The 15,806-nt window shown below is 49.2% G+C and carries 11 protein-coding genes and 8 pseudogenes; 14 read left to right on the top strand and 5 right to left on the bottom strand.

Annotation, left to right across the window (positions count from 1 at the left end; all coding sequences use genetic code 11):
* Positions 1-37 precede the first annotated feature (37 nt).
* The 6 genes and pseudogenes from BN2762_RS24790 to BN2762_RS24770 all read left to right on the top strand — a co-directional run.
* Entirely contained in the window at positions 38-1,192 is a 1,155-nt protein-coding gene (locus BN2762_RS24790) for an efflux RND transporter periplasmic adaptor subunit (RefSeq protein WP_055109539.1), read from the top strand.
* A 28-nt stretch (positions 1,193-1,220) separates the two neighbouring features.
* Entirely contained in the window at positions 1,221-2,507 is a 1,287-nt protein-coding gene (locus BN2762_RS24785; protein ID WP_055109536.1) for an ABC transporter substrate-binding protein, read from the top strand.
* A gap of 237 nt (positions 2,508-2,744) precedes the next feature.
* A pseudogene (locus BN2762_RS24780) lies at positions 2,745-3,733 on the top strand (IS4 family transposase); the annotation flags it as partial.
* A 339-nt stretch (positions 3,734-4,072) separates the two neighbouring features.
* Positions 4,073-4,216: a hypothetical protein gene (locus BN2762_RS27410; RefSeq protein ID WP_187386581.1), complete on the top strand. Its 144-nt coding sequence runs from the start codon at positions 4,073-4,075 to the stop codon at positions 4,214-4,216.
* 34 nt (positions 4,217-4,250) lie between these two features.
* On the top strand, positions 4,251-5,558 hold the full coding sequence (gene ltrA / locus BN2762_RS24775; RefSeq protein ID WP_055109533.1) for a group II intron reverse transcriptase/maturase: 1,308 nt from the start codon (positions 4,251-4,253) through the stop codon (positions 5,556-5,558).
* 140 nt (positions 5,559-5,698) lie between these two features.
* Positions 5,699-6,056 (top strand): annotated as a pseudogene (locus BN2762_RS24770) (IS4 family transposase); the annotation flags it as partial.
* A 269-nt stretch (positions 6,057-6,325) separates the two neighbouring features.
* On the opposite strand, the pseudogene BN2762_RS27405 reads toward BN2762_RS24770, so the two are convergent.
* Positions 6,326-6,607, bottom strand: a pseudogene (locus tag BN2762_RS27405) (IS3 family transposase); the annotation flags it as partial.
* 2 nt (positions 6,608-6,609) lie between these two features.
* Between BN2762_RS27405 and BN2762_RS28390 the strand changes: the two are divergent.
* Together BN2762_RS28390 and BN2762_RS27990 are read left to right on the top strand one after the other, a co-directional pair.
* Positions 6,610-6,924, top strand: a pseudogene (locus BN2762_RS28390) (DUF6075 family protein).
* A 25-nt stretch (positions 6,925-6,949) separates the two neighbouring features.
* Positions 6,950-8,983, top strand: coding sequence for a C40 family peptidase (locus BN2762_RS27990; protein ID WP_055109525.1), 2,034 nt, complete (start codon positions 6,950-6,952; stop codon positions 8,981-8,983).
* Between the two features lie 129 nt (positions 8,984-9,112).
* Here the strand turns inward: BN2762_RS27990 and BN2762_RS27985 are convergent, their stop codons facing one another.
* Both BN2762_RS27985 and BN2762_RS24755 read right to left on the bottom strand, forming a co-directional pair.
* Positions 9,113-9,364: a hypothetical protein gene (locus BN2762_RS27985; protein WP_222861116.1), complete on the bottom strand. Its 252-nt coding sequence runs from the start codon at positions 9,362-9,364 to the stop codon at positions 9,113-9,115.
* 78 nt (positions 9,365-9,442) lie between these two features.
* A pseudogene (locus BN2762_RS24755) lies at positions 9,443-10,800 on the bottom strand (IS4 family transposase).
* Positions 10,801-11,194: 394 nt separating this feature from the next.
* Here BN2762_RS24755 and BN2762_RS26655 point away from each other — a divergent pair.
* The 6 genes and pseudogenes from BN2762_RS26655 to BN2762_RS27150 form a co-directional block, all read left to right on the top strand.
* A pseudogene (locus BN2762_RS26655) lies at positions 11,195-11,625 on the top strand (transposase); the annotation flags it as partial.
* A 27-nt stretch (positions 11,626-11,652) separates the two neighbouring features.
* A pseudogene (locus tag BN2762_RS28385) lies at positions 11,653-11,821 on the top strand (IS5/IS1182 family transposase); the annotation flags it as partial.
* A gap of 17 nt (positions 11,822-11,838) precedes the next feature.
* Positions 11,839-11,961, top strand: a pseudogene (locus BN2762_RS28380) (DJ-1/PfpI family protein); the annotation flags it as partial.
* Positions 11,962-12,209: 248 nt separating this feature from the next.
* Positions 12,210-12,794, top strand: coding sequence for a TetR/AcrR family transcriptional regulator (locus tag BN2762_RS24740; RefSeq protein WP_036623471.1), 585 nt, complete (start codon positions 12,210-12,212; stop codon positions 12,792-12,794).
* A 7-nt stretch (positions 12,795-12,801) separates the two neighbouring features.
* On the top strand, positions 12,802-13,548 hold the full coding sequence (gene map / locus BN2762_RS24735) for a type I methionyl aminopeptidase (protein ID WP_036623469.1): 747 nt from the start codon (positions 12,802-12,804) through the stop codon (positions 13,546-13,548).
* Between the two features lies 1 nt (position 13,549).
* Positions 13,550-13,777, top strand: coding sequence for a WCX domain-containing protein (locus BN2762_RS27150; RefSeq protein ID WP_115311195.1), 228 nt, complete (start codon positions 13,550-13,552; stop codon positions 13,775-13,777).
* A gap of 64 nt (positions 13,778-13,841) precedes the next feature.
* On the opposite strand, the gene BN2762_RS24730 is transcribed toward BN2762_RS27150, so the two are convergent.
* Both BN2762_RS24730 and BN2762_RS24725 read right to left on the bottom strand, forming a co-directional pair.
* Positions 13,842-14,243, bottom strand: coding sequence for a hypothetical protein (locus BN2762_RS24730; RefSeq protein WP_036623467.1), 402 nt, complete (start codon positions 14,241-14,243; stop codon positions 13,842-13,844).
* Between the two features lie 707 nt (positions 14,244-14,950).
* Positions 14,951-15,763: a CPBP family intramembrane glutamic endopeptidase gene (locus BN2762_RS24725; RefSeq protein WP_036623465.1), complete on the bottom strand. Its 813-nt coding sequence runs from the start codon at positions 15,761-15,763 to the stop codon at positions 14,951-14,953.
* Positions 15,764-15,806: the final 43 nt, after the last annotated feature.

Below are 15,806 nucleotides of genomic sequence, written 5' to 3'. Positions count from 1 at the left end.
TTTCCAACGGAATGTTTTAGGAGGAAGAAGACTGAATATGGGGTTAGCAAACGAACAAGTTGATCGCAGACGCAAACGAATGATTCAAATTGCCTTTATTGTTTTTCTAGGATTGTTGTTGCTGCTTACTTTTTTCGGAAATACCATTCAATCATTAACCTTGCCGAAAGTAAGAACGGAACCGCTGACTACAGGAAACTTGACATTTACGATTGAGGGAAGCGGCATATTGGAACCGCTCAAAGAAGCGAGGTTAACGAACCCTGCCGGTTGGAAGGTCCGAAAGATCTTCGTAAAGGAAGGAGACCGTGTGAAAGCGGGGCAAAAGCTAATAGAATATGACAGTACAGCGGCACAACGAGAATTAGAAAATGAAATGGCCAACTTGAAGAAAATGAATATTGAACTGGAAAATCTTCAGGATCAGTTCATTGAGGCAGCACAGGGTGGGGATGAACTTGATACACGAATCGCTAGCCGCGCGATTGAATCGCTAAAACTTGACCTAGACACGCAGGAACGAAACATTAACGAGTTGAGAGACCGTTTGGCAAGCGGACAGGAGTTGATCGCTCCGTTCGACGGGATTGTAACCCAATTGAGTGCAGTCGAAGGAATGGCATTTATGGGAGAACCGGATGTTCGAATCTCAAATGATAGCTTGGGCTACAAGTTGGATATTCCCGCCGATTCTACGCTGTTGACCCACTTGGATATATCAGTTGGGACGAAGGTAGAGGTCGAGGTACAAAGCGTTCAGGCACAACAGACCCGTATCCTTGAAGGAACGATTATCGAAATGGTGGATGCAGAGCCGAGAATCGAATCCGTTGATTTGACTGGTCTGAACCGTACGATTCCACGGAAGCTGATACGTATCAACGTCTTCAATGCCGAGCTAAAAGGGGGTGAGCGAGCATGGGTCAATATTGAGAAACGCTCCCGCCAGCAAGGACTGGTTGTTTGGAGTGAGGCCATTCATTATGAGCGTGACGGAATGTTTGTTTATAAAATTGACGAGCAGAGAGGAGCATTGGGCAATGTTTTCGTTGCTCGTAAAGTGCGCATTCAGGTCAGTGAAAGGAATGATCATGAAGCCTTGCTTCTGGCCGACAGTCTCTATGAGGGCGATCTGTTAATTCTGGAAAGCAGCGAGCCTTTACAAGACGGAAACCGTGTTCGTCTGCAATAAGCTAATTTTAACAGGAGGAATTTATTCGATGAAAAAGTGGTCATTTATGGTGTTTATAGGCATTTTATTTCTGTTGGTGAGTGCATGCGCTTCTGAGGGAAGTGATCAATCGGGAAGCCAGAAACCGGTAAATAAAGAGGGGAAAACTATCGTTACGTTGTCTGTCCAACAAGCGAGCTCATTTTATGAAATCGCAGAAAAAAAGTTTGAGGAAAAGTACCCGGATATCGATTTGCAAATTCAGGTTATAGAAGATTATGAACAATACCAAACAACGACAAATACAGCAATACTATCGGGCAAAGGTCCGGATATCTTTGAAGTCAGCGGTCTGCCAACCAAAGATTATGTGAACAAGGACCTTCTCCTGGATATGGAGGAGCTCATGAAGCAAGACGATACACTAAATCATGGCGATTTGCAAATAAATATTTTGGATGCGATAAAATCAAATGATGGTCTGTATGCCATGCCTTTCGGATTCAGCCTGCGAGCGTTTGTAGGTGATGGGGATCTTCTCGGGAACACGAGTATTGACGACCAGAATTGGACTTGGAAGGAGTTTGAAGATATTGCGAAGACGTTAGGCGAGAGCGGTGCGGAACGTCGTTATGCCATGGCGGGGGAAACACCTGATTTCCGCATGCAAGAAATGGTTGTGGACAGGTATTCCGAGTTTGTTGATACCGCGGCGAAAAAGGCATTGTTTGACTCTCCATCGTTCGTAGAAGCAATGCAGCAAATAAAAGATATGTACGATAATCAGGTCATGACTTCAGAACCGGCGGATATAGGCAAGCAAATGTTTTATTCGACCGTTCTGAGATCGCCGGCAGATTTTATCAATGATTTGCATTTTTATTTCTCCAATCCGAAGCTGCTGCAAAAACCGGAACAAAAAGGAGGAACGAGAATTGTTCTCGCCTCCCAGTTCGCCATTCAAGCCCAATCCGCGGTGAAAGAGGAGGCCTGGAAGTTTATTGCCTTCATGCTATCGGAAGAAGGGCAATCGTTGCAAGAAAGACAAGGATTTTCGCTGCTGAAATCTGTGAATGAGAAGCAATTGAACGAGATGCAGGAACAAGTGGAAAACGGAACGTATAAGACGCCAGACGGGAAAGCGCCGAAAGTGACGAATGATGAATTTGCCAAGTTCAAAAAGTTCATTCATACTGCAAATAACCATTCGGCAGCGGATGGCAAGGTAATTTCAATTGTAGGAGAAGAATCTATGGCCTTCTTTAGTGAGCAAAAAACTGCTGAAGAAGTTGCCGAGCTGATCCAGAACAGAGTGACAACCTATTTGAACGAGTAGAAAGCATTTAAATTGAAGTAGCGTATCTTTGGGCGCTACTTTTCAAAATAGCAACAAACCGATTTTAGCCGAGTGCTATTATTTACTCAACTTTCGCAGCTTGAAAATTAGTGTTAAGCCTTGATATTACCAGGATTTCTTATTGAAAAATCTCGTTCTTGACAGAAAAACACCTTTCCGTTTGGTTAAATGGAAGTGGATAGTATTCCCATCCCAAACAGAAAGGAGCGTAACTCTATGGTACAACACAACTTCCTGTCTGAAAAGGGGCAAGAACGAATCTCTGCTTTATTTTCCGCTTTGCAAATCGGACAACTGTTGCGTAAAGCCGGTATTTCGAAGTCGTTCGGATTGTCCAGTCTGGTCATTTTTAAGCTGATCTTTACGCTCGTGTTCGAAGGGCGCAATTGGTTTCGTCATCTGCATAGCGACCGCCAGTCGTTGCCTGGCAAAGATGTAGTCTATCGATTCATAAACCATCCACGCTTTGCCTGGCGAAGATTTTTGCATGCCTTGAGTCTGAAGGTCGTTCAGCATTTTGATTCCTTAACCTCTTCGTCCCGCGTTCGAACGTTCATCATTGATGATTCGGTTCTTCGCAGGGATCGCAGCAAGAAAGCCGAGTTGCTGGCTCGCGTCTTCGATCATACGACGAGGAGATATGCTCGCGGCTACAACATGCTCACGCTCGGATGGTCGGATGGCTTCAGCTTTGCGCCCATCGATTTTGTCATGCTCAGCTCGGCCAAGCTGACGAATCGCTTTTGCGTGATGAAGGAACGTCCAAGCGTACCCAAGGCTACAAACGCCGCATCGAGGCACTTTCACGCAAACCGGATGCCGTGGCGGCTCTGCTTGATCGAGCGATCCAGGCGGGATTCAGCGCTGACTTTGTCCTGATGGACAGTTGGTTTACCCAAGCGCCTCTGTTGCGTGAATTGATGGCGAAAGGTCTACATGTCATTGGGATGGTCAAGGCGATGAAACAACGATACCGGTTCAACGGAAAAAGCCTGACGCTCCATGAACTGTATGCCCTGTTGCCAAAGCAGAAAAACAAAGAAATCCTTGGCTCGGTCATCGTTCAAACTGCCTGCGGTTTACCGATCAAACTGGTCTTTGTGCAAAACCGCCATCGGCGGCGGGATTGGCTGGTTCTGCTCAGCACCGATTTGGCGTTGGAAGATGCTGAAATCGTTCGCATCTACGGCATGCGTTGGAGCATTGGCGTGTCCAGTTAAGGACACAACTTCTAGTCGGTGAAAGTCCGACCGGGGGAAAAGACTACACTCCCGTAGCCTGAGAGGCATCGCGGAACGAAAGTGAACCGATGGAGCCCTCTGACAAACATTCATTAGGAATGCGGCAAAATTCCAGGTTGTAACGTGCAGTGAACGCAGACGTAGCCTCGTAACACGCAAATCCGGTGGCTGAGACGGTCGATAACGCGCGAAAGCAGTAAGAACTGACCGAAAGAGTCTGAAACGGCAGTTCTCACCGGCGGGGTATCAGCGGCGACATGGAGGGAAAGAGGTTGTGGAAACTGGAGAAGCCCTCGGCACCCGGTGAAGAAATCTCATCGAGGAGGCCGTTCCTATAACCGTGATCGGGAAATGGGACAGGCAGGTGCCAGGGTGGCGGATCGGGTTGTAGTACTGATGATTCGCGTGCAGCAAAACGCGCGGGGAGGGAAGGACCCGGACCTGTAAGCAAGTCCGTACGACCAAAGGAGGCAAGGGTGCCATGACAAAAACACCCATCAATTTGCAGGAGCTAAGGCGGCGGATATATCGAAAGGCGAAGGCCGAACCTACACATCGATTTTGGGGACTATTCACACATGTCACCAAGATGACTACCCTTCAGGAAGCGTACCAACAAGCGAAGAAAAACGGCGGTGCCCCCGGTACTGACGGAAAAAGCTTTGCAGATGTGGAATGCGAAGGGGTCATCCCGTTTCTGGAAAACATCCAAGAGGAGCTTCAAGCGGGAACGTATCGCCCACAAGCCAACCGTAAAGTAGAGATCCCGAAGGCAAACGGAAAAATGCGAACGTTGCAAATTCCAAGTATTCGAGATCGCGTGGTGCAAGGTGCGCTGAAACTGATACTGGAGGCGATCTTCGAGGCAGACTTCTGCCCGAACTCCTATGGTTTTCGACCGAAACGCTCTCCCCATCAAGCACTGTCAGAAGTGCGGCGCAGCGTACTGCGTCGAATGACGATGGTCATCGACGTCGATCTGTCGCGCTACTTTGACACCATAAGACACACCATATTGCTGGATAAAATCGCAAAACGCATCCAAGACCCTCAAGTGATGCAGCTCGTCAGACAGGTGATAAAGGCAGCAGGGAAGATCGGCGTACCTCAAGGGGGCCCGTTTTCACCACTGGCTTCCAATATCTACCTAAATGAAGTGGACTGGATGTTTGATGCGATCCGACGGAAAACGGCGGAAGGAGACTTCGAAGCCGTCAACTACCATCGCTTTGCCGATGACATGTTGATTACCGTGAGTGGGCATTCCAGCAAACGCGGTTGGGCCGAGCTTGCTCTGCAACGACTACGCGAACAATTGGAACCGCTTGGTGTGGAACTCAACTTGGAGAAAACCCGTATGGTCAATGCTTTGAAAGGCGACGCTTTTGCATTCCTGGGATTCGATCTAAGGCGAATACAGAACCGAAGCAAAACCGGCCATTTCATCCTCATGACACCGAAAAAGAAAGCCCGTATAGCGGTGAAAGCGCGAATCCGTGAAGTGATTCGAAACGGAGGTGCGAAACCGGCCAAAGAGATCGTGAAACAAATCAATGCGATATTGGCTAGATGGGTGAACTATTTTCGGGTGGGAAATTCCAGTGATGCATTCAGTGAAGTGCGCGATTACACAGAAATGAAAATCCGGACATTGCTGACCAGAAGGAAACGGAGACGAAAAAGTAGCATTGGATGGCGGAGATGGAGTAACGAATACCTCTATGGCGTGTTGGGGCTATACTGGGACTGGAAAGTCCATCCCTTGAAAAACGCAGATGGGTTCCGATGAAAGTGTCCGCTATGTGATAGGTCTCATAACCCTTTCGACGAAGTTTACGGGGTGAGCTGCTTGAGGGAAAACCTCACGAGCAGTTCTTATGGGGAGGGGCTGGGAACGGGCTATGAGCACCGCGCCAGTCCTTTACCCGACAGATGTTCTTCAAATTTGCCAAATCGTACCTGAAGCTGGGAACGGAGTTTCAAGGTCGTTGATATGCTCATCAGCCACACCACGATCGTGTTTACACGTTATCTCGTGATGGAATGGGAACGCCGTCACAACAACGACGCGCTGTCGTTGGGTGGTCTGTTTTTCCTGTTTTCCGACGAAGTTCGAGACCTGGATCTCAAAACGGCTTTGCAACATCTGATCGCATTTTTCATGGCATTTACGGAAGTGAAATCCAGGCGGGATCAGTCTGCCGTAGTATGTCAACTCCAGCAATGGATTGCGAGTTTGCCTAATTATATCAAGGCTTTGTTCGGAAAATTAAGCTGCGAAAGTTGAGTCAATTAACAACAACTAACTTTAACAGAGCCGTTCTTAAAAAGCTTCCTGCTTCTTCTGAACTCTCTTGATTAATTCTTCGGGCACCACCAGTTCACTAGCTTCCACCTTCAACGGGATTTTCTTCACCTTGTTCAGTTTTCCGTACATGTAAAGCTGGTTACAGACCAAGATGTAATCGCGACAGCATTAAGTGGCCATTTTTAATTCTTTTTCGGCAACAGATACTGGACCTCTGTCAATAGATTGGACACATGGAATCGAGAAAATTACGCAACATAATCGTACATTTGTTCGCATTGAATGGGTGTGAGATACCCGATCGCCGAATGGACTCGTTTGCGATTGTAGAAAAACTCGATATATTCAAAAATCTTGCTTTGCGCTTCCTTGCGGGTCTTGAACTTTTCCAGATAAACGAGTTCCTTTTTGAGTATGCTGTGGAACGATTCGATGCAGGCGTTGTCGTAGCAGTTGCCCTTGCGGCTCATGCTGCCCTTCATCCCGTATTTTAGGAGCCGTTGTTGGTACTCATGGTGTCTATCATCGTGCGTTGTTTTACACGTTAGGCTTGACGCGAGAAACGAGGACGCATGTTCAGGACTTGTTTGACTTTTCAAACGACAGCATCCGACCGAAAGGTTTAAAGGCTTCCTAGCAAACAGGTACTTCCCTTCGAGCAAGCCGCTTGGCCTTTAATCTGTGGAACGGATGGGCAGAAGAACAGCAGGAACGGGATTCCACGCCGCACGAGTTGTTTGATTGTCGTTATGCGCCTTATTTCTTTGAGGCGATTCGCTTGCGTTATCCGGAATATTGCAGGAGCCATGACCGGGTTCCCCAACGTATGAACGGTCCAACCCGTTAATGGATATGCCAGGAGGGCAACTTTGATGAAGGATATAAAGACAAGGACACGGGTGAAGAACATTAAGAAGCTGGATCGCTTCTCCAACTTGATGGCAAAAGCAAAGTCTGTCGATGTACGTTCCAAACATAAGTCATCTAATCGCCATGATTTGGAATCTACAGGTTCCTCTGTGGTGTACGCGCAAAATCAATCCGTGAGGGCGGCAAAAACCACGCTGCGCAAGGGGATGCGCATCATTCCAGGTGTGAGCAAAGGAGCAATTCGTCTTCTTCGGAAAAAACGGGAGCGCTTGATAGGGACGGCGAAGGAGAAAGAAACCATGCCTCAGCAATCGGGGGAAACGGCGAGCGGTCGGCGTTCACGTAAGCGAAGCGGCATTCAAGTGAGCAAACGTTCGGTTGTTTCTGATAAACAACAAGCGCTGTCCGCCCATTCAACAGGTGCCATACAAGGAAGAGATAATCGTCAGGCTGTACATTCATTTTCCAAAACCAAGCGTCCATTACAGTCAAACCCGATGTCAAAACCTGTCGAGAAGCGTGTCACGACCACGAACACCCTATTCAAGACTACCGTGCGTTCTCGTGACAAACGTTCGAGTCTACAACCCGGCGAAATGACAATCGGGAGGAAACGAAATCCCGCCCCCGTTCGTTCTTCCGCTCATAAGCTGGTGAAGCCGCATGCAGGTGTATCCGGGCGTGTCAAAACGGGCGGCAAAGTCATCAAGGTGCTTTCCCATTCAGTAAAACCGATTCATCAGTCTAGCCAAGAAAAAGGACAGGTCCATAATCCAACAGATAGGATGAAACATAAAGCCAGGGAAGCGCAAAAAGCAGCCTTTCGATTGATGACCACGCACCGTTCAAAGCAACGGCTGCGAGCGGTTGCCAGATGGAACATTCGCATGATTCGTGTAGCGGCCAAAATGACTGCGGTACTCGCCAAAGGCATGATCGCTCTTTTAGGTGTTAGCGGTACGGTGATCATCTTGCTATGCATCATGATGGCTGTAGCGGCGGTCGTAACGTCCCCTTTTGGCATCTTTGTCTCCAGTGATAATACGGATAGCGATGTATTGCCGCTTTCTGACATCGTACAAGACATCGACAACGAATTTGCTGTCCGACTGGAGGACATACGTCGGGATGCAGGCTCAGTGGATCGTGTAGAAATCCATTATCTCGGAAGCGCTGATAATACTCGCATCGATAACTGGATGGACGTCATCGCGGTCTTTGCGGTTCGTACCGTAATGGACAGCGAAAACGGCATGGACGTAGCCACACTGGACGCCACTCGGGTGGATGTGATTCGCTCCGTCTTTTGGGACATGAATCAACTGGACTCTTACGTGGAAACGATTGAACACAGGGAAACGATTACGGTGGAACATGAAGATGGGAGCACGAGTAAGGAAACGATAACCTGGTATGAATCGGTATTGCACATTACAGTTGCCAGTCATACTGCTGGGCAGCAGGCCGACATCTACGACTTTACAATCGAACAAAGAGAGATCATGCATGAAATGTTGTCGGCGGAGTTCCGCCCGCTCATGTTCGCGCTTCTCGGTAAAGATATGGATGTTGGGTTAACGACTGAGCAGCTTGAAATCGTTTATCACGATCTGCCGAAAGGGGAATGGGGCGGTGAAGCTGTCCGCTTGGCATTGACTCGCTTGGGCGATCCATACAGTCAAGTTTTGGCCGGGCAAGACCGCTATACAGATTGCAGTTATCTTGTTCAATGGGTGTACCGGCAGTTGAGCATTCAGTTGCCGCGGACGGCGGCTGAACAAGCCAGACATTGTGTCGATAACGGGTGGACAATCCGTTTTGAAGATTTGGCTCCGGGCGATTTGGTCTTTTGGAGCTATGCCAGCAATGGTCGGTTTATGGACATTACCCATGTTGGCATCTATGCCGGAAACGGCAAGGTCGTCGATGCTTCATCCACTCGCGGACAAGTGGTTTACCGGAATTTGTTTGACGCCGATCAACAGGTGCTGTATGGGCGGCCGTTTCAAATGAACGTACAAAATGTTTATAGCTAAAAACAAAGTAACCCCGGGGAAAACTCTCCCGAGGTTACTTTGACCGATGCTTTCGGATTATAATTTCATTATAAACGATTATTGTCTCTACCGCTACTATTGTCTATTTCTAATGGTTCAAATAAATAGTTAGTATTTTACTTGGGCCGAGGTGCTAGTTGCGGTTTCTAAAATTCTGTTCCTCTCTTTGATAGTGGCTGTTGTCACCACTCTGTAGGTGTTGCCCGAGGTAACGTAATATTCTTTTTCAAAACTAATGACAATGTTTGTTCTGTAACGGGCATCCAATCCGCAAAAAGCGACTTCATAAGAATCAGAAAAGATAGTAACATAATAATTTTGATCTCTTCTGTTACATATTCTGATTTCAATCGTCATCATATAGTAGACAACATGATATTGCTTCAGTATCTTTTTCTGATAGCTATGAAATTTAATGGGAGGGAAGGGTTATGTAACTCAACTTTCGCAGCATGAAATGGGCAAACAGGCCTTGATGTAGCTGGGTAAAGTTGCAATCCATTGCTGGAGTTGACGTTGAATCAGAGCCGAAAGCTTTTTTCCTGCTTTCGTAGTGATTTCGTTGATCAGATCGAGCAGTTGCTGCAAGGCGATGGCCCAGTCCAATGTGCCAACTTCGTCGCACAACACATAAAACAGACCGCCGAACGAGCGAGCATCCGTACTTTGCCGATGCTGCCAGGCCAGCAAAATATAGCGGGAGAATACAATCGTCGTATGGCTGATCAGTAAATCATAGGAGCGGCCTTGAAACTCCTTCTGCAAACGAAGCAGCGACTTGGTGCACTTGAAGAAGACCTCGATGCCCCAGCGGATCCCGTAAATACGGATCACGTCCTCCACGGAGAGGGAAAGATCCGTCGTCAGCACCGCGAGCCATTCGTTCTTCTTCGTGCGATGACGGACGAATACCACGTGAACCGGTATGCCGGAGGCAAGCTCGGTTCGAATCGAACGAAGGATGCCTCGTTTCTTGCTTTGCACCGGAGACGCTGCGGTGTATAGTTCTTTGAGCGACAGCTTCCGGCCTTGAACAAGGAAACGCTTATTGTCGTTCTTGACCATGCCGATCACGTCGAGCCCGCGGGAGGCGATCTCGCCAATGAGGGGCGCGTGCGTGAACCAACTGTCCATCAAGACATAGGAGGCCGTGGCTCCGGCGGCAAGCGCGCGATCCAACATCGATACAATCACCTGCGGAGCCGACAGGAGTGCTTCTTGACGTCGCTTATACCCGTTCGTCCGTTTGTCGATCTTCTCGTTCATGCCGTTAATGGCAGATTTGCCGGAACTGAGCAGCGCGAAGTCCAGCGGCAGGAAGGTATGGCCGTCGGACCATCCCAGGGTGAGCATACGAAATCCCTTGTAATAAGCGCCGGTGGCATGATCTTTGAACCTGGCCAGCAACTCAACGGCTTTGCTGCGGTTGCGTTCGAACATGGAATCGTCGACGATGAAGACGGTGTCCGATCTGCCGACGTAAGCACGCTGACCTTCTGCACCGTCGCGACGCTGAGCGACGTCAGAAAACGACGCCAGGCAAAGCCTGCATGGTTGAGGAAACGATAGACGGCATCCTTGCCGGGAAAGGAGTCGCCCTTGCTGCTCTCGAGCAGTCGAAACCAATTCTTCTGGTGAAACAGAAGGACAAAGACGAGTTGGAATAGCCGAGCACAGCTAAAGCCAAATCGCTTACGGAATCCGGCTTGTTGAAGATGTTTCATCACTTTCAGTTCTTGAAAAGCAGGCTTTAATTCGTTTGGCAGTTGATTCAGATCGGGCTGATGGTCTATCATGATGGTTCTGTCTGGTAGTGATGGCTTGACACTCTCACTTTACCAAACGAAGTGGTGTTTTTCTATTTTGGCAAGCTGGCTATTCAACAGACCGTAAGACCGTTCTACAACTGGTTTTACATTGATTTTCTAGGTGCAAAAGTTGAGTTATGTAACATAAAAGAAAATCAAGGAACTCCGTTGCCTACTGTAATCGCTTACTCTTTTGTTAAAACAAAAAATGTTAGGAGCTATTCCTGTAATGAATTATATTGAACTTTGAAAAAGAAGAGTACCTCCAGTATTATGGGGTTCGGTCGAGTAAGCACAAGGGATTCGGGATTTGTATGTCGAAATCATATGCAAAGGAATCTTCGGAAAACAGCCCAAAATCCTTGCAGAAGGAGCGATGAAAATGTTCAAGACGACAGCACACCTCGACAATCAATTGATCCTGCCTGGCGATTTCTTTCTTCCCTTCGGCGGAAAACTGGATGAAGGGAATCGCTGGGTTCAGTTGGCTCAGTTGGTGTCGTGGGCGGCGGCTGAACAGAAATACGGTCGTTTCTTCAAAGACACCTTCCGCGGTCAGCAAACGATCAGCCTGCGGATGGGCTCGGCGCGCTGATCATTCAGGAGCGCATGCAGTTGACCGATAGAGAAACCCTGGCGTCGATCAGCGAGAATCCCTATATGCAATACTTCATCGGTTTGCCCGGATTTGTCATGAAGCCGCCGTTCCACCATTCCATGATGACGCATTTCCGCAAACGTCTGACGGACGTGCTGGCCGAGCTGAACGAGATCATCGCCACCGAGGGCGCGAAGGAAATGAGAGACGATGACAACGATCCAAGCAACGTGATCGGCGGCGCCACCGGAAGCGTCCGAACTTGAGACCGATGAGGCCATCGATTCCACCGCGGCGTCGGAAACGCCAGAACAACCGAATCAAGGGACACTGTTGGTGGACGCCACCTGCGCCCCGGCGGATGTGGCGTATCCGACCGATCTGAATTTGCTGAATGAAGCGCGGGATAAAAATCGTTCAGCAAACCCGAATCAGGGCCCCAAATCGCGAATGCTGTAGAACAGTTATTCGAGTACGAGAAAAGAGGCACGGTGTGGCGAGCGGAAGGCATTGCGCCGGTCGACTTTAATATGAGTCCAAAATCGCCCTAATCTGTACAACTTGCTGCCTCGCTTTTATGACACAACGAAAGACAAAATCATCGTTTAAAAAAGCGAGCTCCCTTTCTCTACATGGGGCTCGCTTTTCGAGATTCGCAGCTGAGCAAAGTTCAACGATCGTTATCCGTGAGGAACTTAATGCTGCTACTGTCGCCTGAATATTTGCATCTCCTCGCCCCATGCTTTATTATATTTTCATCGACAAATTTGCAGGTCTAAACAAGGAGGTTCATTCGTCCATGTGCCCCCGTACCAAAGAACAAAATGAGCTGATCCGCATGCAGCGCAGAGAACAGATCCTGGACGCCGCCGCGCACGCCTACTTCCGCACGGGAGGCAGCTTTGATATTCGCGACGTCGCCCGCGAGGCCAAACTCGGTTACGGCACGGTATACCATTATTACCCCAACCGACATTTATTAATCGAAGATGTGCTGGATAGCGGCTTCGAGCGATGCGAGCAAGCCCTGGCAGAATGGGCGAATATCAGAGGCGGAAGCCCGAATGATAGTCAACTGTTGACGTATTGCAAGGCGTTGCTCCGGCTGTGGCAGTCGGATGCCCGCGCATATCTCGTCTACAAAATGGCGGCGGAACATTATGCAGGCTTGCCTGAGAAGGATCGGCACCCCGTCAAGAGACGATTCATGGAACGCTTGTACGTCCCGCTTCAATCGATCGCCCGGCGCGAAGACGACAGCGTCGACCATATGCTTGTCGTGCTGGTCGGCTGCAGCGGGCTACGCTACTATACGGGCGCTTCCGAGTTGGACGTCGATCGAATCGCCCAGCTCGCAATGCAAGCTATTACGAAGGAGTCCTGATACGAACATGATTATCCTAAAAAGCAAGCATGAAATTGAGGCCATCCGCAAGGCATGCCAAGTGGTGGCCGAATGCCATCGCACGATCGCCCCGCTCATCAAACCGGGCATCACGACGAACGAGATTGATCGCATATTCGAGGACATTATTTTGAAGCATGGCGCCAAGCCATACGAGAAGGGCTACAAGGGCTATCCATATGCGACGTGCGCCTCCGTCAACGACGTGATCGCGCATGGATTTCCTAGCGATAAGCCACTTGAGGAAGGCGATATCGTGACGATCGACACGGTTGCGGAGCTCGACGGCTGGCTCGGCGATTCGGCCTGGAGCTATGCGGTCGGGAAGATCTCGCCTACGGCCGAGAAGCTGATGCGCGTCACGAAGGAATGCCTTGACCTCGGCATCGCGCAGGCGCAGCCCGGCAATCGGCTCGGTGACGTGACAAGCGCGATCCAGCGGCATGCGGAGTCGCACGGCTTCGGCGTCGTGCGCGACCTTCTCGCCCATGGCATCGGTCGTGACCTGCACGAGGAGCCGACTTATGTGCATATCGGCAATCCCGGCAAAGGCCCCCGCATCAAGGAAGGCATGGTGTTCACGATCGAGCCCATGATCACCGAAGGCACCTATTACATGACAATCGATCCGGACGGCTGGACCGCGCGGACGCTGGACCGTAAGCTTGCCGCCCAATACGAGCATACGATCGCCATCACGGCTGAAGGTCCACAAATCCTGACGGCGCAATAGAATGATTAGTAGTCGACCAACGGGATGGTCGGCTGCGGAGGCTGCCACAGCTTTGCCTGCCAATGGATGGGTCGAGGAGGAGGTCGAGTTCCATACGCTCGACTCCGCTTGCTCCATTGTGCTCGGTTATGGAAGACAAGCGAAAGCGCTCATGCCCGCCGAGATGAGGGACGCGGTCCGGGCGGAAGCGCAAACCATGTGCCCGTTATACGATGAATCGTGCACGTGATTGGAACCCCAGCTGATCTCCCGTCAAGATCCGGCTTCTCCGATCATCTGCAGTTCAATTTGCTTCATTTCATAACCTTTTTAAAGGTTTCCCTTTTTTCTTCAACAGACGAATGAAGGTGCTCCCACTTGTTATCCAAACGTTTTACCTCTTGGTCGATCTCATCCATCTGAAGGGAGGAGTCACGAAAGGCCTTTTTCGTTTGTTCAATTCGCGGTTTTTGCCGATTCAACCGCTCAAGCCACTCTTTGTAGTAAAAACGGGAAAATTCAATAAGATGATGCTCCTCAAGAGGCGCCCCCTCCCATGTACGACCAATAAAACGAATCATCTCCTGCGGCAGATAACTCGTGTGCAAGCGCGGTTCGACAGGAAGATCCAACGCTTCGGGCAGCCGGCTAATCGAGTGTGTAATGTAGACTAAAAGTACCCCGAAAGAGCAAAGTGAAATCCCCGGAAAAAACAAGCAGAAATCCCCCAATAAATCGTGGGGGAATAGACCGCAACAGAAGACTCCTGTATCCTATTCATAGAGAGAAGCGAAAGGTTATGGGGACGGGGAGATGCTCAAGATGGGACAGATCGAGACGATCAAAGATTTATCCGGGTTTTATTTTTATATTCGACTAATTAAAACTGCTTACCAGTATTCGTTCACACACTGCTCAAGAAAAAATGAGCTCTGCGAAATTATCCAAGCGTAAGAAATCGCCGCCCAGCTCTCGTCAACGAAAGCGAGCGGCGACAACTCGGCTGACACGAGGTCTGTCAAAGAACTGCTGGTCATCCAGGAGCTTTATCGTCATCATCGCGCTGCTGCACGCTAGACCCGTCGTGCACGGCTAAAAAGCGAAATGTTCAGCATGCCCTGCTTAAACGATACGCGCCAATCCTCACCTGTCTCATACCTGTGCCCATGGTGTCTGGGCACTCGACCTCGCCATCGATTGTGGTGAATCAGAAATACGTGGGGTGCTGCACCGTTATCGTCAGGAACAACTGTTTATGCGGTCAGGGGTGAAACTGTCGCGTCAGTCGATAGCGAACTGGCTGATCGCAGACACGAGCAGCGGGTAGTGGCTCTCACCACTGTACGGCTAAATGGACGCCGAATGACTGAAACGGGATATCATGCAGTAGTTATCTTGCCAGATTACCACTACATTGATCTGTTCATTCACTCGTCCTCGGCCAGCCGCCAGTTGTCCATGTTTTCTCCAAGTATCCGACAACCGCCCACGCCATCAGACTGCTCACAATCGTGAACGGTGTTTCCGGGTACAGACTGATCAAAGTAAAACTGACCGTATTGTTCAAGGCATGCAACACCATCACAAGCAGGATGGAGCCTGATCGTTCAAAGATAAAATTGGTGATATAGTTCATGGCGACGATGGACGCTGTAAATCCAATCAGAGAAGGCACAAGAACAGCCAGCCCCGCGTCCACATACAAAATAAAGAGCAACGGATAGTGCCATAATGCCCAGATGAAGCCCCCCTTCCATGCAGCGTGCCAGAAATCTTGTTCCCTTGTCTTCAAATAAGGATACAGATATCCGCGCCAACCAAACTCCTCGGTTCCGCTTGTCAGCACATTTGAAATGAAATATCCGATTACGGATAACGCAACCGCTTGCCATGTTGCATCCGCCAAACTGCTGAGCAGGATGCTGAGTACGAACATCGGAATTGCGATCACGATCGGAATAGATAATGCGAAACGGATATCAGCTCGACCCGGACGTCTGAACAGTATAACTCCCTCTCGGGTACGGACCGCAAGGAATCCGAGCAAAGGACCGAACACGCCTAGTGCGAATAACAGTTGAACAATGGAAAAATTTCCGGCAAGATGAAAAATCGTCATATCCGTTCGTAAAAAATGGTCTGTCGATCTGCTCCACCGATAAGCTGAAATCCAACACCCCCATGTCCAACCGAAAGAAATGATCAGATACACAATCAATGCTGATTTCCGAATCATGTTTATTTCTCCTTTTCTGTTCATCTACAATGAAAAGCTCTCA

The organism is Paenibacillus ihumii, from assembly GCF_001403875.1.
GTDB lineage: Bacteria > Bacillota > Bacilli > Paenibacillales > Paenibacillaceae > Fontibacillus > Fontibacillus ihumii.
This window is presented reverse-complemented; position numbering and strand designations above follow the sequence as displayed.

Excerpts from the sequence above, each read along its gene's own strand:
- ltrA (WP_055109533.1), top strand. The coding sequence starts at position 4,251 with ATGACAAAAACACCCATCAATTTGCAGGAGCTAAGGCGGCGGATATAT.
- map (WP_036623469.1), top strand. The coding sequence starts at position 12,802 with ATGATTATCCTAAAAAGCAAGCATGAAATTGAGGCCATCCGCAAGGCA.
- BN2762_RS24790 (WP_055109539.1), top strand. The coding sequence starts at position 38 with ATGGGGTTAGCAAACGAACAAGTTGATCGCAGACGCAAACGAATGATT.
- BN2762_RS27985 (WP_222861116.1), bottom strand. The coding sequence starts at position 9,364 with ATGATGACGATTGAAATCAGAATATGTAACAGAAGAGATCAAAATTAT.
- BN2762_RS24725 (WP_036623465.1), bottom strand. The coding sequence starts at position 15,763 with ATGATTCGGAAATCAGCATTGATTGTGTATCTGATCATTTCTTTCGGT.
- BN2762_RS27150 (WP_115311195.1), top strand. The coding sequence starts at position 13,550 with ATGATTAGTAGTCGACCAACGGGATGGTCGGCTGCGGAGGCTGCCACA.
- BN2762_RS24785 (WP_055109536.1), top strand. The coding sequence starts at position 1,221 with ATGAAAAAGTGGTCATTTATGGTGTTTATAGGCATTTTATTTCTGTTG.
- BN2762_RS24740 (WP_036623471.1), top strand. The coding sequence starts at position 12,210 with ATGTGCCCCCGTACCAAAGAACAAAATGAGCTGATCCGCATGCAGCGC.
- BN2762_RS27990 (WP_055109525.1), top strand. The coding sequence starts at position 6,950 with ATGAAGGATATAAAGACAAGGACACGGGTGAAGAACATTAAGAAGCTG.